This is a genomic window from Streptomyces avicenniae, from assembly GCF_000719135.1.
Taxonomy (GTDB): domain Bacteria; phylum Actinomycetota; class Actinomycetes; order Streptomycetales; family Streptomycetaceae; genus Streptomyces; species Streptomyces avicenniae.
The window spans coordinates 393,439-411,674 of sequence record NZ_JOEK01000009.1; the positions used below are offsets into that span (position 1 = coordinate 393,439).

Annotated in this window: 13 protein-coding genes; 4 read left to right on the plus strand and 9 right to left on the minus strand. The window is 65.6% G+C overall.

The window, feature by feature from the left end; all coding sequences use genetic code 11:
• Positions 1–6 precede the first annotated feature (6 nt).
• From IF27_RS16785 to IF27_RS16800, 4 genes are all read right to left on the minus strand, one after another.
• On the minus strand, positions 7–2,382 hold the full coding sequence (locus IF27_RS16785) for a non-ribosomal peptide synthetase (RefSeq protein ID WP_223291081.1): 2,376 nt from the start codon (positions 2,380–2,382) through the stop codon (positions 7–9).
• Positions 2,379–3,425: an SAM-dependent methyltransferase gene (locus IF27_RS16790; RefSeq protein ID WP_052850392.1), complete on the minus strand. Its 1,047-nt coding sequence runs from the start codon at positions 3,423–3,425 to the stop codon at positions 2,379–2,381. Before IF27_RS16790 ends, IF27_RS16785 begins: the two co-directional genes overlap by 4 nt.
• 53 nt (positions 3,426–3,478) lie before the next feature.
• A complete protein-coding gene (locus tag IF27_RS16795) occupies positions 3,479–4,264 on the minus strand; it encodes a thioesterase II family protein (RefSeq protein WP_110945973.1) in 786 nt (261 codons plus the stop codon).
• Between the two features lie 69 nt (positions 4,265–4,333).
• Positions 4,334–7,687: a condensation domain-containing protein gene (locus tag IF27_RS16800; RefSeq protein WP_052850394.1), complete on the minus strand. Its 3,354-nt coding sequence runs from the start codon at positions 7,685–7,687 to the stop codon at positions 4,334–4,336.
• Positions 7,688–7,798: 111 nt separating this feature from the next.
• Here IF27_RS16800 and IF27_RS31145 point away from each other — a divergent pair, with 111 nt between their 5' ends.
• Entirely contained in the window at positions 7,799–7,957 is a 159-nt protein-coding gene (locus tag IF27_RS31145) for a hypothetical protein (RefSeq protein ID WP_190232991.1), read from the plus strand.
• 271 nt (positions 7,958–8,228) lie between these two features.
• Here the strand turns inward: IF27_RS31145 and IF27_RS16805 are convergent, their stop codons facing one another.
• The 5 genes from IF27_RS16805 to IF27_RS16820 all read right to left on the minus strand — a co-directional run bounded on the left by IF27_RS16805 (position 8,229) and on the right by IF27_RS16820 (position 14,530).
• Positions 8,229–8,525 (minus strand): hypothetical protein, encoded by a 297-nt coding sequence (locus tag IF27_RS16805; protein ID WP_190232992.1) that lies wholly within the window; start codon positions 8,523–8,525, stop codon positions 8,229–8,231.
• A 677-nt stretch (positions 8,526–9,202) separates the two neighbouring features.
• Positions 9,203–9,379: a hypothetical protein gene (locus IF27_RS31150; protein ID WP_190232993.1), complete on the minus strand. Its 177-nt coding sequence runs from the start codon at positions 9,377–9,379 to the stop codon at positions 9,203–9,205.
• 37 nt (positions 9,380–9,416) lie between these two features.
• Positions 9,417–10,718, minus strand: a complete 1,302-nt coding sequence (locus IF27_RS16810) for an MFS transporter (protein ID WP_052850396.1) — start codon at positions 10,716–10,718, stop codon at positions 9,417–9,419.
• An 827-nt stretch (positions 10,719–11,545) separates the two neighbouring features.
• The gene (locus IF27_RS16815) at positions 11,546–13,399 is read right to left on the minus strand and encodes a hypothetical protein (RefSeq protein WP_052850397.1); all 1,854 of its coding nucleotides are present in this window, start codon (positions 13,397–13,399) and stop codon (positions 11,546–11,548) included.
• 267 nt (positions 13,400–13,666) lie between these two features.
• Positions 13,667–14,530, minus strand: a complete 864-nt coding sequence (locus IF27_RS16820) for a hypothetical protein (RefSeq protein ID WP_223291082.1) — start codon at positions 14,528–14,530, stop codon at positions 13,667–13,669.
• A 772-nt stretch (positions 14,531–15,302) separates the two neighbouring features.
• Between IF27_RS16820 and IF27_RS16825 the strand changes: the two genes are divergently transcribed.
• The 3 genes from IF27_RS16825 to IF27_RS16835 all read left to right on the plus strand — a co-directional run bounded on the left by IF27_RS16825 (position 15,303) and on the right by IF27_RS16835 (position 18,142).
• A complete protein-coding gene (locus tag IF27_RS16825) occupies positions 15,303–16,895 on the plus strand; it encodes a carbamoyltransferase C-terminal domain-containing protein (protein WP_052850398.1) in 1,593 nt (530 codons plus the stop codon).
• A gap of 547 nt (positions 16,896–17,442) precedes the next feature.
• Positions 17,443–17,805 carry a transposase gene (locus tag IF27_RS30375; RefSeq protein ID WP_110945974.1) on the plus strand — a complete coding sequence of 121 codons (363 nt, stop codon included), beginning with the start codon at positions 17,443–17,445 and terminating at the stop codon, positions 17,803–17,805.
• Between the two features lie 13 nt (positions 17,806–17,818).
• A complete protein-coding gene (locus IF27_RS16835; RefSeq protein WP_052850400.1) occupies positions 17,819–18,142 on the plus strand; it encodes a hypothetical protein in 324 nt (107 codons plus the stop codon).
• Positions 18,143–18,236: the final 94 nt, after the last annotated feature.

Below are 18,236 nucleotides of genomic sequence, written 5' to 3' on the forward strand. Positions count from 1 at the left end.
GTGTCCTTATTCGCTCAGCTCTGCGCCGGAAGGGCTTGCCACCGACTCCGCGAGTTCCGCGACGGTCGGTCGCAGGTACAAGGTTTGAGCAGAGACGTTCACGCCGAGCTCCTGTCTGAGCACAGCGACCAGCTCAGCCGCCGTCAAGGAGTGACCTCCCAGCTCGAAGAAGTCGTCGTGGATCCCGACGGGCCATACGCCGAGTACCGCCCCCCATATCTCTGCCATACGCCGCTGCAACGAGCTCTCAGGCGCGACGAACGGAGTCCTGATGTGCTGCGGTCGGCGACTGGACCCCACGAGCAGTTTGCGATCCACCTTTCCGTTGCGGTTCAGCGGCAGGTCGGGCAGTACCACGATGTCCGAGGGGAGCATGTACGCGGGCAGTTTGAGCCGTAGTTGCTCACGCAGACGTGCCGCCAGGTCCGCGTCGTCGTCCGACGAGTCGGACACCACGTACGCGACCAGCCGCTTACGCCCGTTGCCGTCCATGTGCACGGTGACGACGCCCCGCTCCACTTCGGCACAAGCCGCCAGCGTCGCCTCGACCTCTTCTGGTTCCACTCGATACCCCTGAATCTTCGTCTGTGCGTCTACACGTCCGACGAACTCGATCACGCCGTCGGGCTGCCTGCGGACGAGGTCGCGCGTTCGGTACGCCCGTGCGCCAGGAGGACCGGCGGGGTCGGGCAGGAACAGTTCGGCGGTGAGCGCAGGACGGCCCACGTACCCGCGGGCCAGGCCCTCTCCGGCCGCGTACAGTTCGCCGACGATCCCCGGCGGCACCGGCTGCCCCAGCTTGTCGAGCACCGAGATGCGCGTGCCGTCGATCGGAACGCCGATCGGCACGCTGGCCCCGGCGGGTGGCTCGCCGGACGTCCAGCACGTCGTGAAGCTGGTGTTCTCTGTCGGGCCGTACCCGTTGGTGAAGAGCAGGCCCGGATACGTGGCGAGGAGCCGTTCCAGCAGTCTCACCGAGGCGACTTCCCCACCGGCGATCACATGTCTGACCCCGGCGAACGCGGGGAGCGCGGTGGAAATCATCTGATGCAGCAGACCGGTCGTCAGGATCAGGACGCTCACGCGCTGCTCCTGTACCGCGTCGGCGACCGTCTGCTCGTTGACCGGGCCGTCCGGCAGCACGGCCAGCCGACACCCGTTCACCAGCGCGGCGAACATCTCCAGCGTGGCCGCGTCGAAGCCGAGGGGCGCGATCTGGAGGAAGACGTCGTCGCGCCGAATCCGCATCCAGTTGGGTTCACGGACGAGTCGTGAGACGCCACGGTGCGGGACCGCGACCCCCTTGGGTGTTCCTGTCGAGCCCGACGTGAAACTGACGTACGCGAGCTGGTCGGGGCTCATCCCGACGGAGACCGGCGCGGCGTCACCCGCGGCGATCGAGTCCGTGACGAGGGGATCCGTGCCTGTCGGCACCCGATCGACGAACGCTCGCGTGACGAGTGTGAACCGCACGCTGGCTTCCCTGACCAGCTGCTCCAGCCGGGCCGGCGGGTCGTCGGGGCTCAGGCCCAGATAGCCGCAGCCCGCCTTCAGCACCCCGAGGACCGTGGCCACACGCTCGGCGGACCGGGGCATGAGGATGCCCACGACGGTGTCCGGGAGCGCGCCGCGAGCCCGCAGCTCCGCCGCCACGGCGTTCGCCTGGTCGTCGAGCTGCCGGTGGGAGAGGGTCAGCCCGCCGCACGTCACCGCCGGGCCGTCCGGCGTCGCCACCGCGTGCCGAGCGATGAGATCGTGAAGATTCTCCGCCTCCACGGGAGCGCGGTCGGTCCCATCGAGTGTCCGCAGTCTCTCGGCGTCGCCCGGGGCCAACAGGTCCAGCACCGAGACGGGTGTCTTCTCGTCCCGCTGACCGGCCTGCGCGGCGGCACCGACCAGTCCCGCGAGCGCTGGCCCCTCCCCCGGTTCCCAGCCGCGCCTCCGACTCCCGCCCTCAGCCGTCACCGGGCGGACGCCACTCGCCGTCCCGGCCCCGAGCGTGACGAGAGGCACCCCGGCGGCGGCCACGATCTCCAGCATCCAGTCAGGACCGGGCGCGCCCGTCGCCGAAACCCACAGGCACGCGACAATCTCGTCGCCGCCTCCCTCGCCCAGGTGCACCCGGCCATGAAGCCGCGGATTCCCGAGTTCCTGTGCGGCGCGGTCGAGCACCGTGCGGAACACAGGATCGTCGCTGAAATCCAGCGTGGCCGCTCCGGAGATCTCCTCGCCCTCGATCGCACAGGCGACGGTGACGCTTCCCTGGCCGGTACGGCGATGCAGAACCGTCGCGAGCGCCGCCAGCGCGTCAACCGTATCGGGGCCCGGGCGAGCCCCGGCATCCCCTTGCGACTGCGGCAAGCCTGAAGGAGACGCCGTCATCGGGGGTCCTCGACCACGGACGCGGGCCGAAGCTGGAACAAGAAGCCGTTCGGCGGGGTGGTGGTCGGACGCACGGTTTCGCACACCCAACCGGCCTCGGCGAACGCGTCCTCCCACTCGTCCAGGCTGGGCAGATAGACGCCCATGAGCGCATGGGCCATCTCGAAGCCGAGCGTGAAGATCGCCGTGTCGGAACCTGGCGCCTCGGTAGTCCTCACCACGTCACAGAGCAACAGGCGCTCCACGCGGGGGAACGCCTCCCGAAGCCCCCGCAGAGCGCGCACGCACTCCTCCTGCGGCCACAGGTCGTGGCCCATGAAGACGCACGTCACGGTATCGACGTCGGCGAAGGCCGGTTCCGGCGCGAGTTCTCGCGCGTCACCTTGTCGAATGACGATCCGGCCGTCCAGCCCCTGTTCCGAGACCGCGGCGGCAGCCGTGTCCACCGCAGCGGGTGAGACATCGATGCCGATGCATTCCGTCTCGGAATGTGCACGGGCAATACGGATCAGCCGCTGACCCGATCCACACCCGAGATCCACCACCTTCCGCGCGGGCTTGCCCGCCAAGAGGGCGTCGAACAGCGGCTCGACCTCGGTATCGCCGATAATACGTGAGCCCAGTGCTACCGCACGCATGTCCCGCTGGTAGAAGGACCCGCTTCGGTTGCTCTCCACCGAGACGTGCGGAGCAACGCTGAACAACTCACCGCAACCGCGCACCAGCCAGTAGAAATACCCTCGTGCCGCATATGCCTCCTCGAACCGCGGGCCGGGGACGACGACTTCCCCGTTCTTGATCTCGGTGACGCCGGCCCAGCCAAGAGTCCTGTAGATGGCGCGGACGGCATCGCCATGAAGGCGATCGCTCCATCCGTCGTCCCCGTCGAGCTGCGCCTGTCCCTTGTCGGCCAGGCGATCCAGGAGCCCCAGCTCATGCGCCGCGGACAAAGCCGTCGCCGCTATGTAGGAGGAGAAAATGTCGGCGACCGGCCCATGGACCCAGGCCGCCGGGTCCAGTTCGGGTTTCGATACAGAGAACATCTACACTGCCTTCCCATCGACTTCTTCACGTCTTGAGCCGCTCGGCCGTGTACTCAGCCATGCGCCTCCATCTCCCTCACGAGCACCTTCGCAAAAGGCTCCTCGCAGCGAAGGTACGCCCAATGATCACCGCGCATTTCCTGGAAGCGAATGACCTCGCTCGACGGCCACACGCTGGGCCAGACTTCTTGCGAGGCCACGACTTCGTCGTTCGACCATCCGATGAGCAGTATGGGTACCGCTGGTGGTTGGAGCCCGGACCGCGCTGTCCGCTGAAGACGGAGATCCAGTTCGAGCACGCCGGCCACGAGTGGCTCCAGATCAGGATCCAAGGGGTGGCCGAGGCGCAATCGGGAAGCGGCTCGCACTTCTTCCACGACATCGATGTCTTCCAGCGGAGTCAGATTCAGACGTCCATAGGGCTCGGTCAACGGCGCCCCCCAGGAAGAGACGATCATGAGGCTCGGCGGCGCACCACCCTGCGCACAGATCTCCGCCGCCGTATGGAGCATGTGACTTGCTCCACCGCAATGACCGATCATCACGTACTTGTTGTTCGTGTAAGGCCGTATCGCCTCGGCGCACCGAGCCGCGAACTCGGGCATCGTCCTCACAGGCTCCTCCCGGTGCCTGTTCTCGCGCCCCGGTGGCTGGATCGGGCAGAGCTGAGCGGGACCGAGACTGCGAGGCCAGGCCGCGTACGTGGAGGCCGCACCCGACCCCGGATAGTGGAACGCGAAGAGCGGCGTCCTGGAAGGATCAGGTGCGCCGTACGCGAACCACTTGGTCTCCTCGTGGATACGGTCACCCTCTCTCGATTTCGCCCGTGACCGCGCCATGGAAGTACTGCCCGATCGTTCGCTCACCGTGTCCCCCAGACCTTGGCCGACATCGAACTGTCAGCCACTTCAGCCGTCCACGCGCGAATCACAGAGCAGCGACAGCAATGCCTCTCCTGAAGCCGCTTGCAACACCTGCTTGACCGGGAGGGTCAGCCCTAGTTCACCTTCGACGGCAGCAGCCAGGCGTATGGCCGACAGCGAATCGCCCCCCGCATCGATGAAGCTCTGGCTCAGGTCGGCGTCCGGCATGAGCACGTGCCGCCAGACACGAGTGAATTCCCGCGTGATCTCCGGGTCGAACGCATGCGCATCTTTCTCGAACTCGGAGTGCTGCTCCGCGTCGCGCCTCATGGTGTACGTGGCATTCAGGAGCGCGGTCACGCGTCCACGATCGACCTTACGGTTGCCGTTGAGCGGCATCTGATCGAGTCCGACATATGCGCTGGGCAGCATATAGGCTGGCAACTGGCCCTGGAGAGCCTTCCGGACATCGTCCAAGGAGAGCGTCGTAGCGCTTTCACCTGCCGCGGCGAGGCCGAGCCTCGGGGTCGAATCCTTTGTGCGAAGGGGCACCGCCAGAGCGGTTTCGACCGGCGCCACTCTCAGCAACGCCCGCTCAAGTTCCTCCGGTGAGACCCGGAACCCTTTCATCTTGAGCTGGTTGTCCTTCCGCCCGATGAACTCCAAGGAGCCGCTGTGCGTGAAGCGAACGATGTCTCCCGTCACAAAGACGCCGCTCTCCGTCCAGGGCAGGTGGACAAGGCGGGAATTGCCCTGCTCGATGCCTGCGGAGTGAATGGCGAGAAGGCCCGCTCGGCCCAGGGGCACGGGTTCGAGGTCATCCCCCACACACGTCAGCGAAACACCGGGAAGCGGCTTGCCGAGCTGCGGTCGATCGCCCTCACCGTGGCCGAAGGTGATCTCGTGCGAGGTGACGGAGATCCCGCACTCGGCGGGCCCGTACGTGCTCACGACTCGCACCCTTCCGCCGTGGTGCGCGAGAAGCTTCGACACCTGTTCGGGGTCGTACGCCTCTCCGCCGGTCACGACGATGCGCACGCTGTCAGGCAGCGCGGCACCCGTTCGCTCGAAGTGCTGCGCCATCAACAGGAGGAACGCGGTGGGCACGTTCAGCACGGTGACGCGGTGGCGGGCCAGGGTCTCCATCACTCCCTCAAGCCCCTCGGCCAGGTCGGGGAGTACAAGGGTCCCGCCAGCCGACAGGATGGGCAGTGCCTCCTCGAACGCCGCGTCGAAGAAGGGGGAGTTGATGCCTGCCACGACGTCGGTCGAGGTCAGCTTCAGCGCCTCCACGCTGGACTGGCAGTAGACCTCAAGGTTCTCGCGGGAGACGGACACCAGCTTGGGCTCACCGGTACTCCCGCTCGTCTGGACCTGGTAGGCGATCTCCCCCTCGCCGGCCGTGGACCTTCCCGAGCGCACCAGGCCCTGGTCGGTCCACTCGAAGTCGCATTCCGCGAGCAGGAGCTCACGCCGGAGTGACGGTCCGTCCGGATCGAAGGGTGAGACGCCGGCCGACAGCGCCAGCACGGCCATGGTCCTGGCCCAGTGCTCGACCGTCCGGGTTCCCGGCAGGGCGACCAGGTCGCCTGGTGCGACGCCCGCCCCACGCAGCTGGTCTGCCGCTTCCGTCACCAGATCACGGAACGCCCGATGACTGTAGGTCTGACCAGCCGCTTCGATGGCCGGCTTGTTGCCCAACATCAGATCAGGCACGAGCGGACGCCTTCGGGCTTTCTCACCCCTGCGCACCACCGGGTGGGGAGCAGGCCACCGGAGCGTTTCCAGCGCTTCCCCGTCCTCGCTCGCCCGGCACAGCTGGCGCATGACCTCCTCGTGCCGACGCACCATGGACCTGACGAAGTCCGCCGAATAACGGCTGGAGGAGTACTCCCACATCAACCGCATTCCACCATCGGGCGCGTGCTTGTCGGCGTGTGCCTGCTTCGGGAGCACGACGACGTCCAGATGATTCTTCGCGGTGTCGTTGGTGTGATAGTCAACAGCGAAGCCGAAGTCCTCCTCACCGGCGAGGTCCGGCATCTGCGTGTCATGTGCGCTGAACATGCAGTGGTAGAGAGCTTTCCGACCACCGCCCGTTCGTCGCCGCACCTCCGAGAGCACGACATCGTAGGGAATGTCTCCCCAGTCATTCGCTCGACGGAGCGCATCCTTGAGGCTGGTCAACGTCTCCGTGAAGGAGGGCGACCAGTCGCACTGGACAGGCACGGTATTCACGAACATGCCCACCACTTCGCCGAAACCCATGGGGCGTCCGGCGACCGCCGACCCGGAAACGAGCTTGGTCACACCCGTCATCTCGTGCAGCGTATGCATATAGGTCGCGAAGAGCAGCTCGAACACTGTCGCCCTGCTCTTCCGAGCAAGCCTCTCCATCTGCTCGACCAGGAGCGGCTCCAGGACGACACTCACGGAGTCACCGATTGTCGGCACGAACGCGGAGTCGTCCGTCACGAGGTCCGGCGCAGGCACCGTGGGCTCATAGCCGGGCCGGGAAAGGTCCGCCATATAGGATTCGAAGCCCGTGTCGGTCTGCACACGATCGATGGTTGCTCGTTCCCATGCGACGTAGTCCGCGTACTCGCGAACCTCTCGACCCTCCGGTACAGGTGACAGTTCCTCACCCCTGAGTCCGGCGAGGAGATCCCGAAGCACCATGGCCAACGAGAGGCCGTCGTGGATCAAGTGATGTTCGACCTGGCTCAGGATGCAGAGTTCGTCCGACACGACGAAGATACGCCAGCGGATGAGGGGCCCCTGCTGAAGGTCCCATTCAAGGTCCGCATGGTGCCTCAGCTCGCGCGACAGGCGTATGCGGCTCTCGCCTTCCGATCGGAGATCGACCGTACTGATGTCGGGTGTCCACGGGTCCGCGATCCGGATGAAAGAGTCTTCCCCGGAAAACTCGACGACCGACCGCAGTACCGGATGCCTCTCCAGCAATTGTCGGCATGCTTGCTCAACCGTTGCGCTTGACATCGCGGGGGGAATGCGAATGGTCACCTGGTTCTGGTAGGCATTGACCTCGGGCGCCGTCAGGACCTCGTAGAGTGTGCGCTGCTGAGCGTGTGACAGCGGATACCTGACCAGCGGCTGTCGTGACGGCGCACGAGCCACACCGTTCATCCGTTGCACTTCCAGCTCGTCAACGATGTCCCTCAGGTCCGCCGCCTCGAGAATCACCCTCGTCTTCAGGTTGACGCTCGTCCGGTTACCGATCAACTCCCGCACCCTGATCGCGGCAAGAGAATGACCACCGATGTCGAGGAAGCAGTCATCGAGAGATAGCTCGGCGACTTCAAGAACCTCTTCGACTGCGCCGAGTACCACTCTTTCCAGTTCGGACCTGTCGGGCCCACTCTTCTCTTCCTGCGTCATATCAGTGGACACCCTCTCCTGGGTGAATCGGACTCTTGCTCTCGATCAGCTGCACTGGCGAGCGACTTCTCTTGATCCGAGACGGCGCGAGAACGGTTCTCGGTGAACGCGATGTCGGCGACCAGCTCCAAGGGCCCAGGGCACTTCCCGCTTCTCGTCGAAGACTTCACCGCCGAGGTGAAACGCCGTCTCCTGGACCGGCTCGTCGCGACCATCCCGACGACGTCGAGCTGCACTTCCCGCCCCGTGCTCGTCAGGCCTGAACCCTGAGCAACTGATCTACGTGGCCCTTGAGCAGAGCCCGCCCGGACAGCACCGACCCCGCGATCAGGCCGAACTCGCCGCCGAACCCCCGCCTCCTCCGCGGCGGGCACACGTCAGCTACGTCCTCGGCGAGAACCCCATGACTTTCTGATCAATATGCGCCCCATTCGCAATTCGAGCCGAGAGCTCATCATTGCCCGTTGATATCGATGAGACTGGTGTCGTGAGTCGGAAATTCGCTGTCGGTCGTAGGCGGGTGATGTCAGCGGTCGGCGTCTCAGCCGCTGGTGTCGCGGTTTCGGATCGTGTTGGCGTGTTCGGAGGACCGGTCGAACACGAAGGTCGCGAAGGATCCGAGGATCGCGCGAGAAATGGCGCGCAAGGGGCAGGCCCGGTTCGCCATCGACCGCCCGGACGGCGTGATGGACAAGCCGCGTTCGAGGGCACCGAGGAAGACCACGGACGAGCAGGTCGAAAGTCTCGTCACCCGGACGCCGGACCAGGCGCCGCCGTCAAGGGATTCCCCCTGTTCGACGCGGTCTATCGTGTGGTCAACGAACACTGTCGAGCGCATGACCTGCCCTTCGGCCGCCCGTAGATTGACCTATTCTATGCAAGGCCGACTCTGCACCCGCTCCTGACAACTGCCAGGGTGACCAACCGGTTTGTGTTCCTCAGTCGTAGATCCTCACCTTCTCGGCAGTTCCGAAGTGCAGGCGAGGGGCGAGGGATAGCGCTAATGCCTGCGCCGTTATCGGGGGTCGTCACCGATCAGGGTTCGGTCGGGCATTGGGTTGATCAGCGGGCGAACTTGCCGCCGAAGGTAAGCGTTCATGAGGACCGGCCGCCATGACTGACGCTGTGTGATGTCAGCCGCTCAGCCGCGCAGATCGATGAGGGCGTCGAAAGGTTACCGGTGAAGGCCCGCCGGATGGTGTCGAGGAAGGAGCACGGTGGCCCGGACCGCGAAACCGGTTTCGGACCGGTGGCTGCCGGAGACCTTGGCCCGGGCCTTGACCGGTCCGGGCGCGCGCACGCCGGTGTTGGCCGTGACGGTGACTTCTCGAGGGCGGCCCGGTGAAGCGGAGCGTGTCGTCGGCTGGCCGCGGAGGTCGCGGCCGGACACCGCTCGCGGCGCAGGCGGAGCCCACCGGTCCGAGCAAGGCCAGTCAACGTGGACGGGACGCCCTGACGCTTGCCGCGTCGAGCTGCGGCTTTCGCGGCTGTGAGGCGGAGTCGGACGGCCATGAGTCACCCGAGCACGTCCGGCGAGGACGGAAAGCTGGAGCCGCCGGAACCGTGGTTCATCCGGCGCTCCAGCTCCACGACCCGCGCAGTCAACCGCACGTCGAACAGGACGAGCTGCCCGTACGGCTTCTCCAACGCATCGGCCGCGAACCGGCGACCGTCCGGCACGAGCGACGTCAACGGCGCAGTTCATCCCCTGCCCAGCACGGGAGTCGCCCTAAGCCTGGTTCGCGCGGTACTCCTCCAGCTCCTCGATGTCCCGCTTCTTCCGCAGCGGCGAGAAGAAGACCCACAGCCCGGCACTCCAGGCTCCGATCATCGCGATCCACAGCGTCTCGCGGATGCCGAACTGCGAACCGAGCACTCCCCCGAGCGCGGAACCCAGCGGCATGGTCCCCCACACGATGAACCGCACACTCGCGTTCATGCGACCGAGCATTGCCGGCGGCGTGATCGCCTGGCGATAGGTGAGCTGTGACACGTTGTAGACCACGCTAGAAGCCACCAGGAAGAACGACCCCACCATGAACAGCAGCACGCCCCAACCGGGCGTCGCGAGCGGGATCAGGAACATCGGGAGCTGGAAGACCAGGCCCGACAGCCAGATGATCCGTGCGGTGCCGAACCACCTGCTCAGGCGCTCGGCGAAGATCCCGCCGACCATTCCCCCGGCCCCCATGACCGCGAACACCAGGCCGACCAGGCCGGGCTCCACGTCCAGGACGCGGACGAGGAAGATCGTCTCCATGGCGAAGCTCATGCTCGTGAAGAGGTTCGACGTGCCGGTGGATGCCACGATCTTGCGCAGGACTGGTTGCTTGAACACGAATCGAAGGCCGTCGGCGATCTCGTACCGCATCTTCTGCCCCACGGGGCGCGGTTCGGGAGCGGGCTCAGTTTTCTTGATCCGGAACAGCGACACCACCGAGATCGTGTAGGTGAAGGTGTCCACGGCGAACGTCCATGCCGCCCCGAACACCGCGATCAGGCCACCGCCGAGGGGCGGCGCGGCAAAGCGGGCGAACGACTGGGTCGTCCCCAGTTTGCTGTTGCCTTCCCGCAGTTCCTCGCGATCCAGCAGAGTCGGGAGATAGCTCTGATAAGCGACATCGAAGAATACCGTCAGGATACCGCTGAGCAAGGCGACGATCATCAGATGCGCATACGTCAGGCCGAGATCGAGACCTGGAATCATGACCAGCGCGATCGAGGCGATCAGCAGGAGGCGGCCCACGTCGCACCACATCATGAGCCGGTGCTTCGCCCGGCGATCGACGATCGCCCCGGCCGGCAGCGCCACCAGCAGGAACGGCAACATCGTCACCGCGCTCAGCATGCCGATCGCGAGAGTCGAAACGTCCAGGACGAGGACCGCGACCAGCGGCATCGCCATCTGCGTGATCCCCGAGCCGATCTCGCTCGCCGACTGCCCGACCCACAGGTACATGAAGTCGCGGTTGTGCCACAGTGACTTTCCGCGAGTGGGCGAGGAGGCCGGAGCCTCATCGATATCGGTCATGCACGGTGCCTGCCTTTCGAATTGCGCAATGATTGCAGCTGTCGGCGCGAGTTCCGGTGACGCTCCGGGCGCCGTAACCTCAACCATCAAAGGTATGAAGTACCTTGGGTCAGAAGTTCGCTGTCGGTTGTAGGGTGACGTGCTCCTTGATCCAGACCCCTTGGCGCTGGCAGCGATCGCGGACTGTGCTGTCGTGCGAAGGGCCGGTCGGCGGTGGATCCGGGGATCTCGCGGAAAACGGTGCGCAAGAGGCAGGCACGGTTCGACGCCGAAGAGCACGCTGGTCTTCGGCGCCGGATGAGAAGTCGCAGATCAAGGCCAAGGCCCGAAACCGAAGAGGTGCGAACAAAGCCATTGCTGATCACATAGCCGTTCGGGCGGCAGGAGAAATCAAAAATCCCCCGACCCGATCGCCACAATCGGCATAACCACATATCTCTTATCGCATCCGGCACGGATGAACAACATCGAACCAACCTGCGCCCGCCCCAGTCACTTTCGATTCGCGTGCCTGCCATGAATGACTCGACGGCAGACTGTAGCATAATTCGGAGAGGCTTCCCGCAGATCATCCCGATACAGAGATCAACTTATCGAGAGATGTGCACCACCAATACTGACATCTGTCAGGATGTGTCAATTTTCCGGCTCTGCCAGGTTTCTCACGGTGGCGGAGGAGGGCTGGGACGGACGTTTTCGACAGAGCAGCGCTCCCAGGCAGTCCGCTTCCCCGAGCCCTGCCTCCCCCTTGACCTCATCTGTAGATCACCGACAGAGTCCCCATGTTCAGTCAGTGGGGGATACGCGGTTGTCCGATGACTGATTCTTCACGCCGCCGAGGGAACGTTGACGAAGACGTTCGAGCATCGGAACTCGCCCTCGATGAGACTGGCCACCACTGCATAGTGTTCGGCGGCCTGGACGCGCTCGCCAAGGCGGAAGCGCCATGTCTCCTGCCGGGTGCTGCGGGAGCCGACGCGCACAGGTCGTGACTCCCCACGTGGCAGGTGACTCGTTCCTCCGGCGACAAAGGCGAAGCCGACGTGTCCATGAGCTGCCCTGTCCCGCTCGCTGGCCAGGTCGCAGGTGATCTCGCCGTCCTGCTGTCTCGGCACGTAGACGACATGGTCGGAAGTCACATCGAAGTCCGTGGACGCCGACGTGGACGAGGAGAGGTCTCCGCATCTCCGGCACTGCACGGTGAAGATCGTCAAGTCCACGGGCAGACGGTAGGCGAGTTCGACTCGGACCGCGGAATCGCGACGGCACACGGGGCAGATGACCGTCGCACTGGACACCTGTCGAAACGCCCGCGCTTTGTCACTGTAAAGCCCCCACCAGCTGTCATGGGCCTTGCGCACCAGTTCTCGCACGGTGGCGGCCTGGATCTCGTCGATGCTCTGCCGAACTTCGTGGAGCGCGTCGGCCCGCCCGTCTCCACGCGAGAGCAGACCTCGGCGGATGTCCCGCTCCACCTCGCCGAGACGGCGTTCGTCCATGGGTAGTGCCAGCGGCAGCAGAGAACGCAGCCTCCCCAAGATCACCTGCTGCGCTATCAGTCCGTCCTCGACGGGTTCGGTTTCCCGCGCAGCCGTGTGGTTCCGTCGAGGCGATCGTGGCTCAGAAAGGTCCATCTGCAACGACGGGTCCCCCAAGAGCCCGAACTCCGCGAACTCCCTGTTCGCCTCTCCCGCTGCGTTCAGTCGCTCCACCGCCTCGCCCAGGCGGGCTCCCTCATGGAGGGCGTCCGCCACGTCGTCGAAGACCGGCCCCTGGGCGATATGGAATCCCACGGTGCCGACGACCGCGACGGTCGTACCGTCCATGAAGCCCAACCCGACGCCCACGGAGAGGGGGTGCGCGTTGTTGCCGACAGCGATCGAGTCGCAGGTTTGCAGGACCACGAGCCGCGCGTCGATCGACGATGCCGCGATACGGTCCTCGTCTCCGAGATCCTGGCGCCAGCAGCCTTCACCGCGCAGACACGACGGCATTCTCGTATGCGCCGGGAGGTCCACTTCCGCTGGCGGTGCAGCGGTTCCCCTGCCACAGACGAGTCCGTCGAAGAGCACGAGGCAGCACTCGCGTCCGTGGGTGAGCACTTGAAGGGTCCTGCTGGGCCCACGCACCAATGGGCGCAGCTCGTCCATGGCCACGGCATCAGCCTTGTCCGCACCGACCGCCGTCGGATGGATCATGAGGATGTCATCCGCCGCTGCCCTGGAACGCAGCGTGAGGGTGCGGTAGATCAGACTGGACAGCGACTCGTCGGTCCGGCTCGTCACCAGACCGAAGCGAGGATGTCGGCTACCGGGCCAGTCGCCGAGCGCCGCGATGTCGGCCGCGGTCGCGACCAGGGCGACCGGAACGGCCTCGAACTCCTCGAGAGCGGGGTACAGACCGGCCGAATCGACGCGGCGGTGAGGACGCGAAGTCGCACGCGCCAGCAACCCCGCGGCGGCGTGTGCCACAGGATTTCCCAGGGAGACGACCACTCCCGGCCAGGAAGCGCTGGTCACTTCGGGCAGCCCGACCGTGCCCTCGGCGCGGAGCACCTCCTCATAGTTCGTGAGTGAGGGGCCGTTCATGACGGGGAAGGGAAAGCCGGGTCGCCATGACGCGGCCAGCTGCTCGTAGCTGTGGGCGTCGTCGCAGCGGACGACGGTTTTCGCATCCGACATTCTGATCCCTCATCGTGTCAGTGAAGTCGCGCGGAGTCGCCTGAACCCGTCTCACCCGATATCCGTCACGCCGCTACGTTCCGCATACGCCTGGGTCCCACCACTCACGGCATGCGTGATGCCTCCTCGTGATCCTTCAGTTCTAGGCGGCGAGAGATCGTCAGGAGGCGCGCTCATGCCGCAAGTCGCCATGAATTCCCGAGCAGGGCGAGAGGGGACCGCGGCACAGGCGCCCGATCGGGCCGGACCTGGTCTGGGTCACGGATATCAGGCGAGGTAGTAGGGCCGGCTGTGTGCGGCGACCGGGGCGGACTGGTGGGTCCACACGCCGGCCGGGTCGGCGTGGTCGAGGAGCGCGGTGAGGTCCTGGCCTACGACCGAGGCCGGCTCCGCGACGTCCACCGAGACCCGTGCGGCCGTTCCGGAGTCCAGCGCGTAGTACTGATAGGGGTGATAGACGCTCTGCCGACTGGTCAGCAGGCGGCCTTCCGCGTCGGTTCCGTAGCCGGTGATGGGCGTGCTGCTCACCGGGACACCGGCCAGGCCGCCGAGTTGCGCCTCGATGCTGAACAGCTGGCGCCCGCCGGGAGTGACGCTCCCGTCCTCGGCGAAGTCGGCGTCCAGGACGCGGATGTGCCAGTCGGACGTCTCCGGGCCGTTGAGCGACGGCATGGTCGCCGTGAACCGTGCCGGTCGCTTGGGTTCGGCGAAGATCTTGGAACCGGCCTCGATCGCCATCACGTTGTCGCAGAGCACATGGATTCTGCCGATGCCGAGCATCTTGGTCTGGTCGATTCCGGTGGCGTACTGCGCGTACGACACCGGGAACATGCGGTGCTCCTCGCCCTGCGGGTAGGCGATGATGTTGATCTCCACCTCCTCGGTGATGCTCGCACCCTCTCCGTACTGGGCGAAGTAGAGCTGGTAGTTGAGCGAGAAGCAGGCGCGGCCGTCGAACTCGGCCGGGGCGAGGCGCGGGTGCGTGCGGCCGAGGATCTTCGAAGCCGTCCCGAGATCCACCAGGTAGTCGATGCCGACGTTGTGCCACGCTCCGCAGTAGAAGGGCAGTCGGAACGGCTCGGGAATCGGCGGCAGCGGGAGGGACGCGGCAGGTTCGGTAGCAGTCATCATGCCTACTTTCTTGTGAGGCGGTGAGGGGATCGAGAGGGTGCCGCTGAATGCACGAGGGTGGGGGCGCACGGCTGGCCGGACCGCGGCACAGGTCTCGGGCTGGCAGCGGCCGGGGATCTCGGCCCGGGTCTTGATCGGTCTCGGCGCGCGTACGCCGACCTCTGACGACCATGGGAGAACCCAAGTTGGCCGGACCGGCTCACTCCCTCCCGCGTCCGCCAGAGCACCCACGTACACACGGCCCACAAACCAGACACCACGAAACGGCGAACGAAAGAGTCAGCGACCCCATGCCGCACGGGCTAATGATCAAGCTTAGCTATCGGCGTGTTTTACCTACACTGACACCGGTCAGGACCTGATACACGTCCTGGATGGTACCGTTTGCGAGCGTGGTTACCGAGCCAGGAGCGGCTACAATCGTCGAGCTTTTCGACAAAGCCCTCGAACTGTTGACTCGCCCCAATGCGGCATGTGAGAGAGACTTCCCGATGTTGCGCGCGTGCGCGTGTTCTCTCTCGATCATCTGACACTGCGCAGATCTCTTCAATTGTCCCGGCTGGCGATATCAACGCACGTTCCCGGACGCCGTCCGGCGCGAGAACTTCGCCCGGATCCGACGGCAGCACGCGGCGAATTCTCGCACCCATGCGCCAAAGACTCGCCCTCGGTTCGTCCGCGGCAAACAGTGTGAATCCGGAAGGACCGAGCGGAAGCGCGCCTGGATGCGTCGCCGTTCGTCCACACCCAACGCGAACAGAGGAGTTCCGGCATGCTGATCCTGGCGATGAAGGAAGGTCACGACGGGGGCATTGCAGCGATCGAGGACGGAAAGCTGCTCTTTGCGCTCGAAGCGGAGAAGGATAATTTCCCGCGGTACGACAGGTTGACCGCCGAGGTCATCGCCCGAGGACTCGGTTTGATCGGTCGCCAACCGGATGTCGTGGCCCTGGGGGGCTGGATGAAGGGATTCTCCTTGGCGAACCCGCCCTCACGTACAGGGTATTTCGGGGTCGGCGAAGGCTCGATATCCGACGAAGAGGGAAAGCTGTTCGGCAAGAAGGTCAGATACTTCTCCTCCACGCACGAGCGGTCCCACATCTACGCTTCGCTCGGTATGGCACCGCAGGCTCCCGGCAAGGAATATTACGCGCTGGTGTGGGAGGGCCACATCGGCTCGTTCTACCGCGTGGACGCCAAGGGCGAGGCCACGCACCTGGAGCAGGTGATGAGCGACCCCGGAAGCAAATACGCCTATCTCTTCGCGCTGGCTGACCCGACGTACTCCAGCGGTGACGTGTTCCGCTTCAACGACGCCGGTAAGCAGATGGCGCTGACCGCTTTCGCCGAGGACACAGCGATCACCGAGCAGGAGCAGGAGACCATCGAGTTCATCCTGAAGCAGGAAAGGATCTACTCCTCCCTGCCCAAGGACGCGATGTCGTGGTCGCACGTACACAACAAGGGCGTCGAGTCCCAGGGGTACAGGAACATCGCCAAGCGGCACTCCGATGCGATCTTCCACGCGTTCCACGACTACGCCGAGAAGAACCTCACCGAGGGTCTGCCGTTGCTGATCTCGGGCGGGTGCGGCCTCAACTGCGACTGGAACAGGTTGTGGCGCGAGAGCGGCCTGTTCGAGTCGGTGTTCGTCCCGCCGTGCCCGAACGACAGCGGTTCCGCGCTCGGCACGGCCATCGACGCCCAGTGGTACTACACCGGTCGGGCCGGCATCGAGTGGTCGGTGTACGCGGGCGAGGAGTTCGTGGAGGACGTCCAGCCAGACCCGGCCACGTACGTCGTACGTCCGCTCGTCGCCAGCGAGGTCGCGGCGTTCGTCGAGCGCGGCAACATCATCGGCTGGGCACGCGGACGGTACGAGTTGGGACCCCGCGCACTGGGCAACCGTTCCATCCTGGCCGCACCGTTCACCGAGGAGACCACGGTCCGCCTCAACACGATCAAACGCCGCGAAGGCTACCGCCCGATCGCGCCGATCGTTCTGGAGTCCGACGCTCAGCAGTGGTTCACCGGGTCCGCCGTGGACCCGTACATGCTCTACTTCAACCACGTGACCTCGGACAAGCTCAAGGCGATCACCCACGTAGACGGCAGCGCGCGGACCCAGACGGTCACACGTGAGCGCAACCCCGGCATCGCGGACCTGCTGGAGGCGTTCCGTGACCGCACCGGCTTCAGCGTGTTGTGCAACACCTCGCTGAACCACAACGGACGCGGCTTCATCAACCGGACCAGCGACCTCATCGAGTACGGTGAGGAACACGGCCTGGATGGCTACGTGATCAACAACAGCTTCGTCACCCCCCGCCAGTCGCGGCCTGGGCAGTCGTCTCGCCCCAGCTGAAGGACCACACATCCGCCGTGAGGATCTGCCTCCGTCCCGGACGGCGAGGTCACCACGATTTCTGACCGATGGTCAGCCCCCGCCGGTCGCCCGCCGTAGGAGAGGGAGCCGACCGACACCGACGTTTGTTTCGGCAAAGCGCTTCGTCACGCCAAACCGTCGCCCCGTCCCCGGCCGGGCGGGCGCGCCGGCGGAGTTCTTCCGGTTCCTTGAGCCGCGGCACCAGGTCGAGCGGGGCAACCTCACGGCCGTGCGGCCGAGTGTCCGCTGAACGAGGTGACGGCGGATCCCGCCCGGGCAGGCGGAGATCAAGGAGCTGTTCGCCGGATGGCGGAAGGAGCCGGTGACCTGCCGCAACGTCGCCCTGGACGACCTCGACCTGCCCAACCGCCGGGCATGCCCAACGCCTCGGCGAACTGCCCCACCGGTCCGGCTTGCCGCGGCCGGGGCATCAACCGCGCGCTCGTCGCCTTACGCACCCGCATCTCGGCCGAACACTGCCACGGCCGCCTCCAGGGCGAACGCCTCCAGCCAGAGCCACCCGACCGTGACACGGCTCGGCTCGGCTCGGCTGCACGACCTTGAGCAGTACGACGCCGATGCTCTGCGTGACGATGTTCGCAACGGGGTGGTGGAACACGTCGGGGATCCCGGACGAGGAATTCCGCTTCTCGACCCGACGGAACTCCTCAAGAAAGGCATCCGTTCGGCGAGCATGGCTCGACCGTACTCCGGGACGGCAGGCCGGGTCGAGAACTCACAGGTCGGGGTCGTCCTGGCACACGGATCCGAGGAGGGGCGGGCTCTGATCGACCGCGAGCTGTATCTCCCGCAGAACCGGGCAATGGACCGTGAACGCCACCGGTCGGCTGGCATCGGTGACGCCGTCGAGTTCGCCACCGAGACCTGACCTGGAGCTGCGCATGCTCACGCGCACCGTGGATTCTGGAGCCCCGTTCGGCTTGGTGATCGCCCACGAATTCTCCGGGCAGACGAGCCGGTTCCTGATGTGGTGGGAGGAACTCGACATCTCTCACGTCCTCGCGGTCCCGAAATCACAGATGGTCATGACCGTGGAGTTGCTCGGCGAGGCTCGGGCTTACGCGCCGATCAGTCGGTCACCCGAGGACGCGTGGACGCGTCTGAGCTGCGATGACGGTGCTCGCGGCCGACGTGAGCACTACCGGACCGTGGCCGCGATCCGACCCTGGCGGCGCGAGAACCGGCGCCACCGGCCACATACCTGACGCTGCCTCACGAGCTCCGCGAACATCGCGTGCGACAGCCGCTTCTGCCCGGCCAGAAACCCCCCTTGAGGAACATGTACGAATTGCAGGCTCC